Origin of the sequence: Clostridium beijerinckii (assembly GCF_008705175.1) — a bacterium.
GTDB classification, from domain to species: Bacteria; Bacillota; Clostridia; order Clostridiales; family Clostridiaceae; genus Clostridium; species Clostridium beijerinckii.
Window position 1 is genome coordinate 2,678,869 of the sequence record NZ_CP043998.1, and the last position, 19,421, is coordinate 2,698,289.

General features: G+C 29.8%; 15 protein-coding genes. 13 read left to right on the forward strand and 2 right to left on the reverse strand.

The window, feature by feature from the left end:
• Positions 1-239 precede the first annotated feature (239 nt).
• From fsa to ymfI, 13 genes are all read left to right on the forward strand, one after another.
• A complete protein-coding gene (gene fsa, locus F3K33_RS12205) occupies positions 240-887 on the forward strand; it encodes a fructose-6-phosphate aldolase (protein ID WP_012058602.1) in 648 nt (215 codons plus the stop codon).
• An 810-nt stretch (positions 888-1,697) separates the two neighbouring features.
• The gene (gene tkt / locus F3K33_RS12210) at positions 1,698-3,689 is read left to right on the forward strand and encodes a transketolase (RefSeq protein WP_154862459.1); all 1,992 of its coding nucleotides are present in this window, start codon (positions 1,698-1,700) and stop codon (positions 3,687-3,689) included.
• Between the two features lie 326 nt (positions 3,690-4,015).
• On the forward strand, positions 4,016-4,639 hold the full coding sequence (locus tag F3K33_RS12215; RefSeq protein ID WP_023977089.1) for a DUF4867 family protein: 624 nt from the start codon (positions 4,016-4,018) through the stop codon (positions 4,637-4,639).
• 272 nt (positions 4,640-4,911) lie between these two features.
• Positions 4,912-6,384, forward strand: coding sequence for an L-fucose/L-arabinose isomerase family protein (locus F3K33_RS12220; protein ID WP_054249117.1), 1,473 nt, complete (start codon positions 4,912-4,914; stop codon positions 6,382-6,384).
• A gap of 986 nt (positions 6,385-7,370) precedes the next feature.
• Positions 7,371-8,039 carry a GntR family transcriptional regulator gene (locus F3K33_RS12225; RefSeq protein ID WP_017213118.1) on the forward strand — a complete coding sequence of 223 codons (669 nt, stop codon included), beginning with the start codon at positions 7,371-7,373 and terminating at the stop codon, positions 8,037-8,039.
• Between the two features lie 168 nt (positions 8,040-8,207).
• A complete protein-coding gene (locus tag F3K33_RS12230; RefSeq protein WP_012058607.1) occupies positions 8,208-8,993 on the forward strand; it encodes a transporter substrate-binding domain-containing protein in 786 nt (261 codons plus the stop codon).
• 479 nt (positions 8,994-9,472) lie between these two features.
• Entirely contained in the window at positions 9,473-10,255 is a 783-nt protein-coding gene (locus F3K33_RS12235) for a transporter substrate-binding domain-containing protein (protein WP_017213117.1), read from the forward strand.
• A 15-nt stretch (positions 10,256-10,270) separates the two neighbouring features.
• Positions 10,271-10,933: an amino acid ABC transporter permease gene (locus F3K33_RS12240; RefSeq protein ID WP_023976727.1), complete on the forward strand. Its 663-nt coding sequence runs from the start codon at positions 10,271-10,273 to the stop codon at positions 10,931-10,933.
• A complete protein-coding gene (locus tag F3K33_RS12245; RefSeq protein WP_012058608.1) occupies positions 10,917-11,645 on the forward strand; it encodes an amino acid ABC transporter ATP-binding protein in 729 nt (242 codons plus the stop codon). Before F3K33_RS12240 ends, F3K33_RS12245 begins: the two co-directional genes overlap by 17 nt.
• A 256-nt stretch (positions 11,646-11,901) precedes the next feature.
• Positions 11,902-12,912, forward strand: a complete 1,011-nt coding sequence (locus F3K33_RS12250) for an asparaginase (RefSeq protein WP_039769772.1) — start codon at positions 11,902-11,904, stop codon at positions 12,910-12,912.
• Between the two features lie 877 nt (positions 12,913-13,789).
• Positions 13,790-14,722 carry a metallophosphoesterase gene (locus tag F3K33_RS12255; RefSeq protein ID WP_023976725.1) on the forward strand — a complete coding sequence of 311 codons (933 nt, stop codon included), beginning with the start codon at positions 13,790-13,792 and terminating at the stop codon, positions 14,720-14,722.
• Positions 14,723-14,753: 31 nt separating this feature from the next.
• The gene (locus tag F3K33_RS12260) at positions 14,754-15,689 is read left to right on the forward strand and encodes a dipeptidase (RefSeq protein ID WP_039769770.1); all 936 of its coding nucleotides are present in this window, start codon (positions 14,754-14,756) and stop codon (positions 15,687-15,689) included.
• A gap of 234 nt (positions 15,690-15,923) precedes the next feature.
• Positions 15,924-16,667, forward strand: a complete 744-nt coding sequence (gene ymfI, locus F3K33_RS12265; protein WP_031276316.1) for an elongation factor P 5-aminopentanone reductase — start codon at positions 15,924-15,926, stop codon at positions 16,665-16,667.
• 11 nt (positions 16,668-16,678) lie between these two features.
• Here ymfI and F3K33_RS12270 read toward each other — a convergent pair whose 3' ends face one another.
• A complete protein-coding gene (locus F3K33_RS12270) occupies positions 16,679-18,199 on the reverse strand; it encodes a sensor histidine kinase (protein WP_039769768.1) in 1,521 nt (506 codons plus the stop codon).
• Positions 18,200-18,871: a response regulator transcription factor gene (locus tag F3K33_RS12275; protein ID WP_012058614.1), complete on the reverse strand. Its 672-nt coding sequence runs from the start codon at positions 18,869-18,871 to the stop codon at positions 18,200-18,202. It lies immediately after the preceding gene.
• Positions 18,872-19,421 lie beyond the last annotated feature (550 nt).

Consider the following 19,421-nt stretch of genomic DNA (forward strand, 5'->3'; position numbering starts at 1 on the left):
TGATTGGAACTCCAGATTAAGACAAGCCTTTTATATAAAACTAAATATCTATTTATTTCATATTAGATTTATGTTCTTGATTTTTGATTGGAACTCCGAATTAAGAGCAAATTTCTTATGTGTTATTAAATAAATATTTACATAAAGGTGAGTCTTAAGTAAGAAATTAAAATTTCTTATTTGAGATAACCTTATATATTAAATGATTTTTAATTAAACAAAGAGGAGATGTTAATAAAATGAGATTTTTCTTAGACACAGCAAATGTGGAACACATTAAAGAAGCAAATGAAATGGGAGTAATATGTGGTGTAACAACAAATCCATCATTAATAGCAAAAGAAGGAAGAGACTTCAATGAAGTAATAAAAGAAATTACAGAAATAGTTGATGGACCAATAAGTGGAGAAGTTGTAAGTGAAGATGCTGAAGGAATGATAAAAGAAGGAAGAGAAATTGCAGCAATTCATAAGAATATGATAGTAAAGATTCCAATGACAGCTGAAGGATTAAAGGCAACTAAAGTATTAGCTAGTGAAGGAATTAAAACAAATGTAACATTAATATTCTCAGCAACACAAGCTTTACTTGCAGCAAATGCAGGAGCAACATATGTAAGCCCATTCCTTGGAAGAGTAGATGACATCTCAATGATAGGTATGGATTTAGTTAGAGATATAGCGGAAATATTTGCAGTTCACGGAATAGAAACAGAAATAATAGCAGCAAGCGTAAGAAATCCAATTCATGTAATAGAAGCAGCAAAAGCAGGAGCAGATATATCAACAGTGCCTTATAGTTTAGTAATGCAAATGCTAAAACACCCATTAACAGATCAAGGATTAGAAAGATTCAAAGCAGACTGGGCAGCAGCATTTGGAAAATAGTTCGTCAAAATGAAGATCATGCATTTGTTCAGGTTATTGATGATTTAGCCGTGAATTTCTAGCAGCAGAAGTTGCACTATTTATGCATGTTCCTAAGACAAGCTAAGGACAAGCATAAATAGAACAACTTCTACTGAAGAAATGTCTACAGCTAAATCATCTGATATAACGCTTCCACAAAAGCATGACCATCATTTCTGATTTAGATATTTTTCAAAGTATAGTAATAATATAAAGATTAATATCTATTGGGTATATTTTAAAATTACAATAGTAATTTTAAAATATAATAGCTAGATTCTGAGAATTAGGAAAGTGTAAATGTTTATGGTAAATATTCTGATGTAACGCTTCCACAAAAGCATGGCCATCATTTCTGATTTAGATATTTTTCAAAGTATAGTAATAATATAAAGATTAATATCTATGGGATACATTTTAAAATTACAAGAGTAATTTAGAGATATAATGGCTAGATTCTGAAATTAGGAAAGCATAAATGTATATGGATAAATATTTTGATATAATGCTTTCGCAAAAGTATGACTATCATTTATGATTTATTCATGTTCCAAATGACAGAGATAAAAATATATATTCTTAAGAATATAAGAATATAAGAATTTAAGAATTTATAAATGAAAACATAAAACAACTTCAAAAGGTGTGGTAAAATAGGAACCTTTTGAAAAGATAATGAAGGATAGCTAAGATTATTTCAGGTTTGAAATGAATTCGAAGCGCAGCATGGGACTTAATTAGCACAACTAAGAACTTATAAAAAAATATGTCTATGAAATGAGGATAAAGATGAGTAGAGAATTAGATAAATTATCTATTAACGCAATAAGAGTATTATCAGCAGATGCTATTGAAAAATCAAAATCAGGACATCCAGGTTTACCACTTGGATCAGCTACAATGGCTTATACATTATGGACAAAGATGAATCATAATGGAAAGAACCCTGAATGGGATAACAGAGATAGATTTGTATTATCAGCAGGACATGGTTCAATGCTTGAATATTCATTGCTACATTTATTTGGATATGGACTTACAGTTGAAGATATTAAAAACTTTAGACAATTCGGAAGTTTAACACCAGGACATCCAGAGTTTGGTCATACAAAAGGTGTTGAAATAACAACAGGACCACTTGGACAAGGTATTTGTAATGCAGTAGGTTTTGCTATAGCAGAAGCACATCTTGCAGAAAAATTCAATAAACCAGATTATAGCGTAGTTGATCACTATACATATGCTATAGTTGGAGACGGATGCCTTATGGAAGGTATCTCAGGAGAAGCGTCATCTCTTGCTGGAACTTTAGGTCTTGGAAAATTAGTCGTATTATATGATTCAAATAATATTTCAATTGAAGGAAATACAGACATAGCATTTAGAGAGGATGTAGCTAAGAGATACGAAGCTTATGGATGGCAAGTACTAAATGTAGCAGATGGAAATGATATAGATACAATAGAAAAAGCAATAGAAGCAGCTAAAGCAGAAACAACAAAACCTTCTATTATAATAGTTAAAAATCAAATTGGTTTTGGATGCCCAGCAAAACAAGGAAAAGCTTCAGCACATGGTGAACCTTTAGGAGCAGACAATGTAATTGCTATGAAGGAAAACTTAGGATGGAAGACTGAGCCTGCATTCTACGTGCCAGACGAAGTGTATACAAATATGAATGAACACATAGCAAAAGGCGAAAAGACTGAAGAAGCTTGGAATGAGTTGTTTAAATCATATGCAAAAGCTTATCCAGAACTTGCAGCAGAATATACTAAATGGATGAGTGGGGAACTTGATAAAGAAGCTTTATTAAACAATGAAGAACTTTGGAGATTTGATAAAGAAATGGCTACAAGAGAATCTTCAGGAATAATGATAAATAGATTAGCTAAACTAATTCCAAACTTCATTGGAGGATCAGCAGATTTAGCTCCATCTAACAAAACTCATATGAACGATAGAGGAGATTTCTCAGCAGAAGATAGAAGCGGATCAAACCTTCACTTTGGGGTTAGAGAACATGCTATGGCAGCTATCGCTAACGGAATGTATGCTCATGGAGGACTTAAAGTATTCTGTGCAACATTCTTTGTATTCAGCGATTACATGAAGGGTGCTATGAGATTATCAGCTCTTATGAATCTTCCAGTAGCTTATGTATTAACACATGATAGTATTGGAGTAGGGGAAGATGGGCCAACTCATGAACCAATAGAACAATTAGCAGCTCTTAGAAGTATGCCAAACATGACAGTATTTAGACCAGCAGATTCAAAAGAAACTGCAGCAGCTTGGTACTATGCTGTAACTAATGGAACTACTCCAACATCATTAGTATTAACAAGACAAAAGTTACCACTATATGATGGATGTCCTAAGAGAGCATTAAAGGGTGGATATATCTTAAAAGATTCTAAGAAAGAAACTCCAGATGTACTTTTAATGGCATCAGGGTCAGAAGTAGAATTAATCTACAAAGCAGCAGCTGAATTAGAAGCTAAGGGTATAGATGCAAGAGTTATCAGTATGCCATCATTTGAATTATTTGATGCTCAAGACGAAAGCTATAAAGAATCAGTTATGCCAAATAAAGTTCGTGCAAGAGTTGCAGTAGAAGCATTAACAAGCTTTGGATGGCATAAATATGTAGGTCTTGATGGAGATGTTATATCTTTAGATACTTTTGGAGCATCAGGTAAAGCAGAAATCCTATTCGAGAAATTTGGATTCACTGTAGAAAATGTTGTTGAAAAGGCTATTAATGTAGCAAAGAAATAGATATTAAAGTAATCAAATCTACGATATAGTAGAGGAAATTTAGTGATTATGGTAAAACTTTAGAAAAATAGATTTAACCTTAAAATATTAATAAATATAGCTAAACATATATAAAAAGATTTGGATTAAAAGTGTGTAAATTAATTAATCTATAAATATATTAAAACCAATCTATTCATTATTATAAAAGTTAAAATTATTAAAAGATATGTATGAAGATGTGTGAAAAGATTAGTGTGAAATTATGTAATTACAATAATAAATTATTGGTTAGAAATATATTTATAGATTTTTAATAAATGTATATTTAAGAAAGGGAGATTAATATGATTATTAGAAATGTTAATGATAAAGAGTTTAAAAAGTATGGACAAGTACTAAAAAACTATGATTGCACAGAAATAATTGAAAAGATGAAAAGTACACCACTACCAGAAGATGTAATATATGAACCATCAATTAAGGAACTTGAAGAATTAGCTATAGCTAAAGAGTTACAAGATAGAGAATATGGAGAATTACCAATACAAATAGGATACTGTAATGGTAACAACTATATGTTAAATGCAGTAGAATATCATCGCTCATCTGAGATTAATATAGCAGCAACTGATCTTATATTACTTATAGGAAGTCAACAAGATATTGAAGACGATTACTCATATGATACATCTAAAATTGAAGCTTTCAAAGTTCCAGCTGGAACTGCAATTGAAGTATATGCAACTACTCTTCATTATGCACCTTGTAATGTAAATGAAGAAGGTTTTAGATGCGTTGTAGTTCTACCAAGGGACACAAATTTACCTTTAGAAAACAAGGCTGAAAAAAGTGGAGAAGATGCATTATTATTTGCTAGAAATAAATGGCTAATTGGTCACAAGGATACAGATTTAGGTGAACAAGGAGCATTTATAGGGTTAGTTGGAGAAAATATCTCAATAAAATAGATTATAAATAGAAATTAAAATCCATTAATTTATTTTGAATCTAAGCAGACATATGGACTCTATGATTTAAATATGTTTGCTTATTATATATAAATCAGCAAAGAAATATAGCTGATATTTACTTGATAATAATAAATTTAAATAAACTATAAGAAGACTTAAATAAGCATAAAAATTATTAAATAAACTATAAGAATAAACTATAAGAAATAAGAAAGACATTATAAATTAAATGAAATGAAAAGATCATAGTAAAATGGAGGAATTAGACAATGAATAATATACCACAAGTAAAATTAGGAATTGTTGCAGTAAGCAGAGATTGTTTTCCAATGGAATTATCAGCAAATAGAAGAAAAGCAGTAGTAGAAGCTTTTAATGGAGAAATTTTTGAATGTCAAACAGCTGTTGAAAATGAAAAGGATATGAGAAAAGCTTTAGCTGAAGTTAAAGAAGCTGGAGTAAACGCATTAGTTGTATATTTAGGAAACTTTGGTCCTGAAACTTCAGAAACTTTACTTGCTAAAGAATTTGATGGACCAGTTATGTTTGCAGCTGCATCAGAAGAAAGCGGTGATAATTTAATAGGTGGACGTGGAGATGCATATTGCGGAATGTTAAATGCAAGCTACAATTTAGCTTTAAGAAACATTAAAGCATACATTCCAGAATATCCAGTAGGAACAGCTCCAGAAGTTGCAGGAATGATTTCTGAATTTGTGCCAGTTGCTACTGCATTATTAGGATTAAAGAACTTAAAAATAATTTCTTTTGGTCCAAGACCTCAAGATTTCTTAGCTTGTAATGCACCAATTAAACAATTATACAATTTAGGTGTTGAAATAGAAGAAAACTCAGAACTAGATTTATTTGCTGCATTTAATGATCATAAAGATGATCCAAGAATTGCAGACGTTATAGCTAGCATGGAAAAAGAATTAGGTGAAGGAAATAAAATGCCTGGTATCTTACCAAAGCTTGCTCAATATGAAATTACATTATTAGACTGGATGGAAGAACATAAAGGTTCAAGAGAATACATTGTATTTGCAAATAAATGCTGGCCTTCATTCCAAACACAATTTGGATTTGTACCATGTTATGTAAACAGCCGTTTAACAGCTATGGGAATCCCAGTATCATGTGAAGTTGATATTTATGGTGCATTAAGTGAATACATTGGAACTTGCATAAGCCAAGATGTTGTAACATTACTTGATATAAACAATACAGTTCCAGCTGATATGTATGAATCAGAAGTTAAAGGGAAATTTAATTATTCATTAAATGATACATTCATGGCATTCCACTGTGGTAATACAGCAGCTTGTAAATTAACATGTGGAACAATGAAAAACCAAATGATTATGGCAAGAGCTCTTGAACCAAATCAAGAACCAAATATAACTAGAGGAACACTTGAAGGAGACATAGTACCAGGAGATATTACATTCTTCAGATTACAAAGTAATGCAGATGCAGAACTTACAGCTTATGTAGCAGAAGGTGAAGTATTACCAGTTGCAACTCGTTCATTTGGAGCTATAGGAGTATTTGCAATTCCTGAAATGGGAAGATTCTATCGTCACGTATTAGTAGAAGGAAGATATCCTCATCATGGAGCAGTTGCATTTGGACACTTTGGAAAAGCAGTTTACAACTTATTTAGATATCTAGGTGTTAAAGAAGTTGGATTCAATCAACCAAAAGGTATGCTTTACAAAACTGAAAATCCATTTGCATAGTTTAAACTTTATGCAATAATCCACCGAAACAAGAAACGTTGTTATTTCACAGGACTATGAAAATTTCGCTGAAAGTGCTAAATTGCAGGTTGCACCACTAATGCTTGCTCCCAATTTCATTGTGACAAGCGTTAATGGAACAACCTACAATTAAGAACTTTTAACAGCTAATTTTCAATGCCTGCTGCATAAAAATGTTTCTGCTTTCTAGTTAGGATATATTTCATAGTGTAGATCTAACTTATAATTGATCTGTTTATAGGGTTCCATATTCATAACACTACATATCTACTGTTTCAATTTCCTAAATAACAGCGATATTGAAATTTCACAAGTTTGAATATCATTGTGGAATCCTGTGTAGATAACAGAATCATAAACTATACTTAGACTATGAAATATTTTCTGACCAGAAATGAGTAATATACTTTTGTGGAATGTTTCATTGGTAATTTTGATGGATGTGATTCTTTGGCTATAAGTTGTTCCAAATGTGCTAGTTCAAAGCTTGTTCTTTGAGGCTAGCACTTTGGGTGCAACTTTATAGCCTTAGAATCACCCATCAGAATTACCTAGAAACTGGAATAAAAGTATGTTATTCATTTCGGTGAGTTATATGCATAAGTTAAGGTCTTAGTAGGTTTATCTATAGAGATAAGTTCTTAGCATGTAATTAATTCTGTTTATATAAAGATATAGGCTGAAAGCATAATATTTATGGCTTTCAGTCTTTATTTTATGTGTTTTTTAGAAAGTGCATAAGGGGGAGAATCTAGATTTGTTTGTTATTAATTGTTAAATTCTCAATATATTAATAAGTTTTGTGATAAATATAAAAAAATATCAATAAAATATTGACAAATGGTAGTGCTATAAAATATAATAAGACATAGATAAAGCAATGGAGCATTTATTTTATATAGGTGTTTTATTGCTTTTTTTTATTTATTATTGCTGATATATCAGTGGGATTTCAATGAATTTCAGTGAAAGGAGAGATAAATCTGTGTCAAGCTGAAAAATCGTATGCTAAAGAAATATATAAGCAAATTAAGTTAGATATTTTGAACCAAAGAATAAAGGATGGCGATTTTCTTACATTATCAGAATTGGCAGATAAGTACAATGTGAGTAAAACACCTGTAAGAGATGCGCTAGGAGCGTTAGAGATTCAAGGATATCTTAAATCTTTACCTAGAAAAGGTTATTTAGTAAAACCTATAACACAGAAAAATATAAGAGAATCTTTTCAAATGAGATTTATTTTTGAAAAAGTAGCTGTAAGTTTAGCAGTTAAGCTGGCTAGTGATTCGGAATTGCAAAATATAATGCAATTAGCTGCGAAATTTCCAGAAGTCTCGCAGGAAAATGAGATTGCACGGTTTAATGAGTTAAATGATATGTTTCATATGTCGATCATAAAGGCAACTCACAATTCTCTTTTAATTGAAATGTGTGAAGGAGTTATGGAAAATTTATCACGGATACTAATGACAGATAGCAAACATTTAGAGTTTGTGAATGAAAAAGAAGAACATATAAATATAGCAAGAGCACTGATTAATAGAGATAGTAAAAATGCAGAAAAGCTTATAACGGAGCATCTTCTACATTTAGAATCAAGAGTAAATACTAATGAAAGCATTATAGTATAAGAAGTAAAGTTTAGGGTAAGCTTTTATTTAGAAGGAGAGTTTTGCTTTTTGAATGTAAAAGTATGATAAGAACTTCTATATTTACAAAGAATGTATAAAAATTTTAACTTATTATAAAATAAGAATTATTAATAAAATACTTTTTTAATTAATTAAGGGGGAAAAAAAATGAACAAAAAATCGTTAGTAGGAATTGTACTAGCATCAGTTATGACAGTAGGTATAATGGCAGGTTGTGGGTCATCAAAAAATGATTCGGCAAAAAGTGGTGATGGAAACAAGAAATATGTAATTGCATGTGATGCTAAATATGCACCATTCTCTTTTGAGGAAGATGGAAAATATAAAGGTATAGATGTAGAACTTTTAGATGCAATTGCAAAGGAAGAGAAATTTGAATATGATTTAAAGCCAATGGACTTTAATGGAATTATTCCTGGACTTACATCTAATCAATTAGATGGTGCTATTGCAGGAATGAGTATTACAGATGAAAGAAAACAATCTTTAGATTTCTCAGATGGATATTTTGTTTCAGGGCTATCATTAGTCGTTAATAAAGATAACGCTGATATAAAAGGTGTAGACGATATAAAAGGTAAAAATGCATCACTTAAAAAAGGCACAGCAGGAGCAAAATTTGCTGAAGACAATGAATCAAAATATGGATTAAAGCTAAACTATTTTGATGATTCTCCATCAATGTTCCAAGCTGTTGAAAATAAGAATTGCGATTTCTTATTAGAAGATTATCCTGTTATTGCATATAAAATTAAGGTTGATCCTGATTCAAAATTAAAAATTGCAGGAGATAAGCTAACAAATGTTGATTATGGATTTGCAGTTAAAAAAGGTGAGAATGCAGATTTATTAAAGAAATTCAATGAAGGTTTGAAAAAATTGAAAGAAAATGGGCAATATGATAAGATCGTTGATCAATATATTGCTAAATAAATAGTAGATAAAATATGAACTACTAATGATTAAAATAAGCTATGAGTTTATTTTAAATTAAAAAGCTATGAACTTAGGAGACGATGTTTCTAATTTATAGCTTTTTCCTATTAAAATTGAATTTGAAATTGAAATAAAAACTTAATTCATAAAATAAGTATTAAATATCAAAAATGAAGGAGAATGCATCACTTGATTCATAATTATGAATACATAGCTTTTATAAAATCTTTGTTTTGAAACAGTAAATATTGCCTATAAACGCGCATATATATTAGATATAATTATTTTATTATATGGCTTGTTATATTTATACATATACTTAATGCATTGACAGTTTTTGAATTAAACTATATAATAAGTTTCATAATGAAGTAAAAAATCATTTGAAATTTATTGCGTGGAATTGTTTTTTCAGAGTGCAATAAATTAGATTTTTTAATTAAAATTAAATAAATATTGCAAAGGGGCAAGGAAAAATGAACAAAAGATCATTATTAAGTATTTTATTAGCATCAGTAATGTCTATAGGGCTAATGACTGGATGTGGTGCATCAAAGAGTGATACAGGATCAGGTGAAGGAAATAAAAAGTATGTTATTGCATGCGATTCAAAATTTGCACCATTCTCTTTCGAAGATAATGGGAAATATAAAGGAATAGATGTAGAACTTTTAGATGCAATCTCAAAAGAAGAAAATTTTGAATATGAATTAAAACCAATGGATTTTAACGGAATAATTCCAGGGCTTACAGCTAATCAATTGGATGGAGCTATAGCAGCTATTACTATAACTGATGAAAGAAAACAAACATTAGATTTTTCAGATGGATATTTTGTATCAGGGTTATCAATAGTTACAAATAAGGATAACACTTCAATTAATGGAGTCAATGATTTAAATGGAAAAAGTGTTTCAATAAAAAAGGGAACAGCAGGAGCAAAATTTGCTGAAGATAATGAATCTAAATATGGATTAAAGTTGAATTATTTTGAAGATTCTCCATCAATGTTCCAAGCTGTTGAAAATGGAAATACTGATTTCCTAATGGAAGATTACCCAGTTATTGCGTACAAGATTAAAGTTGATAGTGGAGCAAAATTAAAAATTGTTGGAGATAAATTAGATGCTGTAAATTATGGATTTGCAGTTAAAAAAGGTGAAAATCAAGATCTATTAAAGAAATTTAATGAAGGATTAAAGAAATTAAAAGATGATGGAAAGTATGACCAAATTGTTGGTCAATATATAGGAAAATAGTAAGGAGAATTAAAAATGGAGATTTTTCAACTACTAAAAGATAGTCTACCTAGTTTATTAAGCGGGCTTTCAGTAACAATAGAAGTTGCAGTAATATCATTAATATTAGCAGTTATATTCGGGATAATTTTAGGAATATTTAGCATAAGTACTTCAAAAATTTTAAAAGGTATATCTACAATATATATCTACATTGTCCGTGGAACACCACTTATGGTTCAAGCTTTATTCTTATATTTTGGTGTTGGACAGGCATTTGGTATAAGATTTGACCCTATAGTTGCAGGTGTAATAACTCTTACTGTAAATGCATCAGCTTATATGGCTGAAATATTTAGAGGCGGAATACAAGCTGTAGATAATGGTCAAATGGAAGCTGCAAGAAGTTTGGGACTTAATTACTCAAAGGCTATGAGAAAGGTTATTTTACCTCAGGCTGTTAAGATTATGATTCCATCTATATTAAATCAATTTATTGTTACATTGAAGGATACATCAATATTGACAGTTATTAGTATAAGAGAACTTACATCATCAGGTCAAATTATTATTGCAAGAAACTTTAAGGCACTTCAGATGTATGCAATTGTAGCTTGTATGTATTTTATAGTAATAACAATATTGACTTTAATATCAAGTTATATAGAAAGGAAAATCAGCTATGGTAATAAGCGCTAAGAATCTTAAAAAACGTTATGGACAATTAGAAGTTCTTAAAGATATATCAGTAAATGTTACAGAAGGTGAAGTTCTTTGCATTATAGGCCCTTCAGGATCAGGAAAGAGTACTTTCTTAAGATGTCTTAATGGTTTAGAAGAAATTCAAGCTGGTAGTATTACAATACTAGGGCAAGAGCTTGTAAATAATAAGGACATAAATAAATTAAGAGAAGAAATCGGAATGGTGTTTCAATCTTTTAATTTATTTCCACACCTAACAGTTCTTCAAAATATGTTATTAGCACCTTTAGAATTAAAGAAGATGAACAAAGCTGAAGCAACTGAAAAAGCTCTTTCATTATTGGACAAAGTTGGATTAAAAGATAAAAAAGATGTTTATCCTGATACTTTATCTGGTGGACAAAAACAAAGGGTTGCAATTGCAAGAGCTCTTGAAATGAATCCTAAGATAATGTTATTTGATGAACCAACTTCTGCACTAGATCCTGAAATGGTTGGTGAAGTTCTTAAGGTTATGAAAGATCTAGCTCAAGAAGGAATGACAATGGTTGTAGTAACTCATGAAATGAATTTTGCTAGAGATGTATCTGATAGAGTTATATTTATGGATCAAGGATATATAGTTGAAGAAGGTCCTCCAGAAGAAATATTCACTGCACCTACTAGCGATAGATGTAAAGAGTTCTTAGATAAAGTAATTAACAATTAAAATTTATTATATGAGAAATAAAGAGCATTGTTTCAATTTCAATATTTAATGATAGTGAGAAACAATGTTCTTTTTATATATTTTTCATGGTTTTTCACTTGATTTATTTATTAATATGCTATAATTTATATTTATTAGGTATTATAAGTAGAATAATAAATCTATACACTAACTCGTTAAAATATATAAAGAAATGCATATATTTTCGACTTATTGTTTTAGAAAATATGGCACATAGAAATTGGGGAGGATAAAAATGATACAAATTAATCCGAAAAATTCTGAATTAAAAAATATAATAATTCTAGCTACTGGAGGAACTATAGCTGGTACAGGAGAAGAGGGGAAGACTACTAATTATACAGCAGGTAACATAGATATAGAAGTGCTGGTTAGTAGTGTCAGAAACCTTGATAAAATAGCTAATATATATGGTGAGCAGATTGCTAATGTTGATAGTAATGATATAACTATGAATCATTGGTTAACTCTTGCCAATAGAATAAATGAACTTTCAAAGCAAGACGATGTCGATGGCTTTGTAATAACCCATGGTACTGATACATTAGAAGAGACAGCATACTTTTTAGATTTAACAGTTAAAACAGATAAACCAGTCGTACTAACAGGAGCAATGAGACCTTCAACTGCAACAAGTGCAGATGGACCTTTAAATTTATATCAGTCAGTAGCATTAGCTGCTAGCGATTTATCAAGAGGGCATGGAGCAATGGTTGTTTTTTCAGATGGAATTTATAGTGGAAGAAATGTCCAAAAAATCAACACCTTTAAAACAAATGCCTTTAACTCAATTGAATTTGGATGCCTTGGTTACATGAGAGACAATATACCATTCTTTTTTAATAAGTCAATAAAACCACATACAATTTATTCACAATTTGATGTTACAGGATTAACTGAGCTGCCTAAGGTTTCTATCGCATATTTCCATATTGACGCTGATCCTTCGATTATTGACTACTTTGCTCAAAACTCGGAAGGAATTGTAATAGCGGGTGCGGGAAGTGGTACTTTCAGCTCAAATTGGTTGGAAGAAATCAGGAATCTTGAAACAAAGGGGATTCCAGTTGTGAGATCTTCAAGAATAGGAAACGGTATAATATTAACAGATTCAACTATAGATAAATACTCAAATTGCATTCCAAGTTATACATTATCACCTCCAAAATCTAGGATATTACTTACACTGGCACTTACTAAGACTAAAGACTACTCTGAAATAAAAAGAATATTTGCAGAGTATTAATTCAAATATTATAAAAATTTCAACTAAATGTAGTTTGGTATAAAATGTTTCATAGATCTCATACTAATTGAAAATGTTATATTTAAGGTAAAGATAGTTTATAAAAATACTATCTTTACCTTTTATTTATAGATAAGCCAACTATAATCTATGCTTATGCGTATAACTCGCCGAAATGAATAATATACTTTTGTTCCAGTTTCTAGGTTATTTTGATGGGTAATTCTAAGACTATAAAGTTGCACCCAAAGTGCTAGCCTCAAAGAACAAGCTTTGAACTATCACATTATGAATAGTTCAAAGGAAACTCGACTCACTTCGTTCACTGAGTAATTTCAATTGACCAAATCATAGATTTGGAATTTCAATTAAGAATTACATCCATCATAATTACCAATGAAACATTCCACAAAAGTATATCACCCATTTCTAGTTGGAATAGATTGCATAGTCTAGGTTATAGTTTATGATTGTGTTATCTATATAGATGAACAACTTAAGAATTAGGCTTATACTTTGCAATGAATACCATACTAGAAAGTAGAAACATTTTTATGCAGCAGGCATTGAAAATGAGCTGTTAAAAGCTCTTAATTGCAGGTTGTTCAACTAATGCTTGTCACAATGAAATTGGGAGCAAGCATTAGTGGTGCAACCTGCAATTTAGCACTTTCAGCGAAATTTTCATAGTCCTGTGAAATAACAATGTTTTTACTTTCGGTGGATTATTGCATAAGTCCAGGTTATATATTGTTTATCTATAATAAGGACTTTAATTAAGTATTTAATTTGGATATTAATAAATATTTTAGTCATCAAATAAAAGTTCGTATTCATATAATAAATGAAATCAATATAATGTTATAGGGCTTTTTATATGAAAGAACAATGCACAGAAAGCAATGACTTTTTTAAGAGGTTATATAAAAATGGTAAATTAATTGAATTTGATGAAAAATCTAAAATAGTATTTATAAGTGATGTTCATAGGGGCGACGGTGGGTATGCTGATTCTTTAAGACAAAACAGAAATATTTATAAAGCTGCTCTTGGATTTTATTATGAAAATGGATATACTTTAATAGAATTAGGTGATGGTGATGAATTATGGAAAAATAAAGATTGTTTAGATATCGCCTATAATTATAAAGATGTTTTTTCAATGCTTAATAACTTTTATGATGATAATAGGTTGTGCTTGGTATACGGAAATCATGATATAGTAAAAGCTAACCCAGAATTCATAAAACGGCAAGAAAGACTTTTTGCAAATGCCGGAAATGGCTTTGGACGTGAGATGATAAACTTATATTCTAATATAACTTTTTATGAAGGAGTTATACTTAGATATATGCCATCAAAAGAGGATATAATTGCATTTCATGGGCATCAAGTAGATTTTATTAATTGTGAGATGTGGAAAACTAGTAGGTTTCTAGTAAGACATGTATGGAGATTTATGGAGGGAGTTGCAGGGTTTAAACCGCCAACTAGTCCGGCAAGTAATTATGATAAAGGAACAAAAATAGATCATATACTTGGACATTTAGCTCGTAAGGAGAAAAAAGTTATAATCTGCGGGCATACTCACAACGATATATTTCCTGAAGCAGATGAGGGGATTTATTTCAATGATGGCTGCTGCGTGTTTCCATCAGCAGTAACTTGTATTGAATTAACAGGTGGTAAAATATCATTAATTAAGTGGGCTATAGAAGTTGATAGTAAAGATGTTTTATACATTAATAAAACTATAATTGGAGGTCCTGAAAATTTAGAAAAGTACTTTTATTATGCAAAACAGTTTTAGAGTAGAAGAACGTTTAAAAAGGAGATTATATATGAAGTTTATTGATTTACATTGTGATACTGCAAGTAGAATTTTTTATGAAAAGTTAAATCTTAATCATAAGAAGTGTAAAGTTAATATTGAAAATTTAAAAAGAGGCGAAAATTTAGGTCAGGTTTTTGCATTTTTCATAGAGAAAGAATCAATTGAAGATCCATATGATGAATTTATAAAATTATATAATAGCTTTACTCAAGAAATAAGTAAAAATACAGGAGAGATAGAGATTGTAAGAAATACAACTGAGCTAAAAAATGCTGAAAAATCAGGTAAGATTGGGGCTTTTTTATCTATAGAAGAAGGAGAAGTCATTAAAGGAGATATACAAAAGCTAAGAACTGTATATGATATGGGAATTAGAATCATAACAATTACTTGGAATTACCAAAACTCATTAGGGTATCCTAACGCAGGTTATACTTATAGAAATAAAGGATTAACTAGAAAAGGAGTCGAAGTTATTGAAGAATGTGAAGCCTTAGGCATGATTCCTGATGTGTCTCATTTATCAGATGCTGGATTTTATGATTTGATTAGAATTTGCAAAAAACCATTTATAGCTTCACATTCTAATGCACGTGCAATCACAGAGCATCCTAGAAATTTAGATGATAATATGATAAAATTATTAGCTGAAAAGGGTGGAGTAATGGGGATAAACTTTTGTTCTGATTTTTTAGGAAATGAAAGTGTATCTTCAATAGAAGAAATGATTTGTCATATAAAACATATTAGGAACATTGGAGGAATTGATGTACTTGCCCTTGGAAGCGATTTTGATGGAATACACAATGAGGTGGAAATAGAAAACGCTTCAGAATTTAATAAATTATATTTGGCACTTAAACAAAATCATTTTAAGGAATCAGAGATAGAAAAAATATTTTATAAAAACGTCCTAAGGGTTTTTGAAGAAAACTTTAAATAATAAAAATTCATATATATGCTCAATTGAAAATTACGACCAAATTCTTGAAATGCATGTGTTATAAAAAATTTTAATTTATAAAATATTATCTTAAATTATCAGTCAATACAAACTAAATAATTTTATGAAGAGTGAATATGTTATTTAGAAGTTATATAGTAGAATACAATGAAAATTTAAAAGGTGGTGAATTTGTCAGATATTCAGTTATATAATATCTGGCTAAGGTTTGTTATGAATAAATTAAGGGGTAAAGTTGCATTAATTACAGGTGCATCAAGAGGCATAGGAAGAGCTATAGCAGTAGAGCTCGCAAAGGAAGGGGCAAGCGTTATAATAAATTACTCTACTGATGACGAAGGTGCAAAGGAAACTTTGGAAGAGATAAAGAGTATAAACGGCTACGGAGTCATAGTAAAAGGAGATATATCAGCTTTTGATAATTGCCAAATGATAGTTGAAGAAGTTTTAAAAGTAATGGGGAAGATTGATATTCTAGTAAACAATGCAGGCATAAGTCATATAGGTTTATTTATGGATTCAACAGAAGAAGAAATAAGCAGGATATTGAATACAAATCTTTTAGGAGCAATTTATTTAACAAAGCATGTCCTAAATAATATGATTTCCAGAAAAAGTGGAACTGTCATAAATATTTCTTCTATGTGGGGAGAAGTTGGAGCCTCTTGTGAAGTGTTGTATTCAGCTACCAAAGGCGGATTGAATTCATTTACAAAAGCACTTGCAAAAGAAGTAGCGCCTTCTAATGTAAGAGTAAATTGTATAGCTCCAGGAGTAATAGATACAAAAATGAACTCATTTTTAGAAGGAGATGAAAAAAAATCCCTAGAGGAAGAGATTCCTCTAGGAAGATTTGGACTTCCAAGTGAGATTGGTAAAATTGCTGTATTTTTATCTAGTGAAGACTCATCGTATATAACAGGGCAAATAATAAGAGCAGATGGTGGATATATTTAATGTATATCCGCTTACTCTTCTTCACCTTCAGGTGATACTATTTTCTCCAAGTAAAAATAAAATTCTACACCATTATTGATATTTTGTAAATTAAACTCACTGTTATGAAGACGTAGTATATTTTTAACTATTGATAAGCCAATGCCAGTACTGTTCTTTTGAGTTCTTTCTCTAGATTTATCTATTCTATAGAATTTATCAAAAAGTTTGCTTATTTCAGCTTCAGGAATAACTACGCCAATATTTTGAACAGATATTTTAAACTTGTCTAGACCTTCTTCAATATTTACGTTTATGTCATTGCCAGGAGGAGTATATTTAATTGCATTTGTTATAAGATTAGTTAAAACCTGCTCCATTTGAAATGGATCTGCATAAACATAGCTATAAGGTATTGATGAATTAAAGTTTACATTGAACTTATTTTCTTCAAAGTCTAGCTTATGCTTCTTTAATATTTTATTAATTAATCTATTAATATTAAAAGATTCAAAATTTGGTTTTATAATCCCGGATTCAAGTTTCGAAAGTTCTAGCATATTAGTGACTAATACAGTCATCTTTTTTGATTCATCAATTATAGTTTCTAAATATAAATTAGCGTCTTCGCCAGATACAATGCCATCTTTAATGCCTTCTGCATATCCTTCTATAATTCCTATTGGGGTTTTTAGTTCATGACTAACGTTAGATATGAAATCTTTTCTCATATCTTCTAATTGTCTTTCTTTTTCAATATCATCTTTTAATTTCTTGTTTTTTTGCTGTAAATCTACTAAAGCAGCTTGTAGATTTTTAGATAAAAAATTTAGCGATTTGGCAAGGCTTCCTATTTCATCATCTCTATCAGCTTCACAAACTTTTGCTGAGAAATCCATATGAGATATTTTGTTTGCTGTATTGGTTAAGTTTACAAGAGGCTTAGATATAAGGTTAGAGTAAATTGAAGAAAGTATTACTGATATAACAATCAATCCAAAAAACAAATATACAAAAAATTCACTCATAACTTCAGAGGCTTCCTTTATTGGCTGAATTGAAGCAACGCAAAAAATAAGACTATCATTTTTTGTGGTTATGGACATAGGACTAATTACACCAATTTTACTTAAGCCGCTGCTCTCATTGGTAAAAGTTGTGTACTTGGTTTGAGAATGAGTAATAACATCATTAATCAAATCGCTATTATTTATTAATTCTTTACCAAAAGAAGTTAAGGTATCAAAACTCTCCTTATCACTATAAATGTTGTTAGAAAAATATTTTATATCTCCATTTGTTGATGTAATGATGATTTTAGCATTATTATCATTCTCAAATTTTTGCAAGGCCTTATATAAGTCAGCATCATTGTCAATATGAAGTGAATATAAATCATGAAACTTATTAACTTCTTTAACTAATGAAATTGTTTTTTTGTAAGAATAAAAACTTTCAAAGAAAAAAGCTTGTGCAAAATAAGTTATGAACATTAATGCAAGAACAAGGCCTAATGTTATGCTAAATAGCCTTTTAGATAAACTACGCCTCATTTATTTAACCTCAAATTTATAGCCACTGCCACGAACTGTAATTATATAATTAGATTTATCTAACAGCTTTTCACGAAGTCTTTTAACGTTAGTGTCAACTGTACGTATATCTCCGTAGTAGTCAATCCCCCAAACATTATCCAATATATTATCTCTACTTAAAGCAATTCCTTCATTAGTAACTAAGTACATTAAAAGTTCGTATTCTTTTGGAGATAATATTATTTCTTTACCATCAATTTTTACTTCATGCGAAAGTTTGTTTATAGTCAAACCGTTAAAATCTTGAAAGCTCGAATCTAAGTCTTCTCTTGTTCTTTTTAGAAGAGCCTTAACTTTAGCAATTAAAACTTTAGGGCTAAAGGGTTTTGTTATATAATCATCAGCTCCGTAATCATAACCTTGAAGTTTATCCTCTTCTTCACCTTTTGCAGTGAGTAAAACTACAGGAACGGTAGAGACTTCTCTCAATTTTTCCAACATAGTTAATCCATCCATAACAGGCATCATAATATCTAAAAGTACCAAATCAATTTTTTGTGTACTAAATACAAATAATCCTTCTTCGCCATTTGAGGCTTCAAAAACATTAAAATCTTCTTTTATTAAATAATCTCTAAGTAAAAATCTAATTCTTAGTTCATCTTCAACAATTAAAATAGACTTTCTCATAACATTTCATCTCCTTATATGTGAACGTGTAAATTCATACAATGCTTATAATAACATAATACCTTACAAATAAGGCAATTCTATTACAATTATATATCACATTGTACAATTTTTTGTGTCCTAAGCGCAATATAATATTGCAAAAATAATCCTTTATCAAAATTCTAAAAATATTACAAGAATTTTGGTTGTAATTGTGAATTGCAATATACATATTATATTAAGTTTAGCATATAAAGATCAATATGTATGTTATAATAGTAAATCTACATTTAAGATTGCAATAAAACAAGATCTAAGCAGGACTAAAATCTGCAAGCTCAATTATAAGGTATATATTAAATTCGTTATAGTATAATAATGTAAATACGCTCATATATTATATTGGATAATAATTATCTATAAATAATAAATTTATAATGATTATCATGAATTTGGAAGAAATAAAAAAGATTTTTAAGAATATACGTCAGACATCTTGCGTGGATAATAATACTAATTTTGAATTGGAACATATATTTGTGTTATTATATAGGTGTATAGATTATTT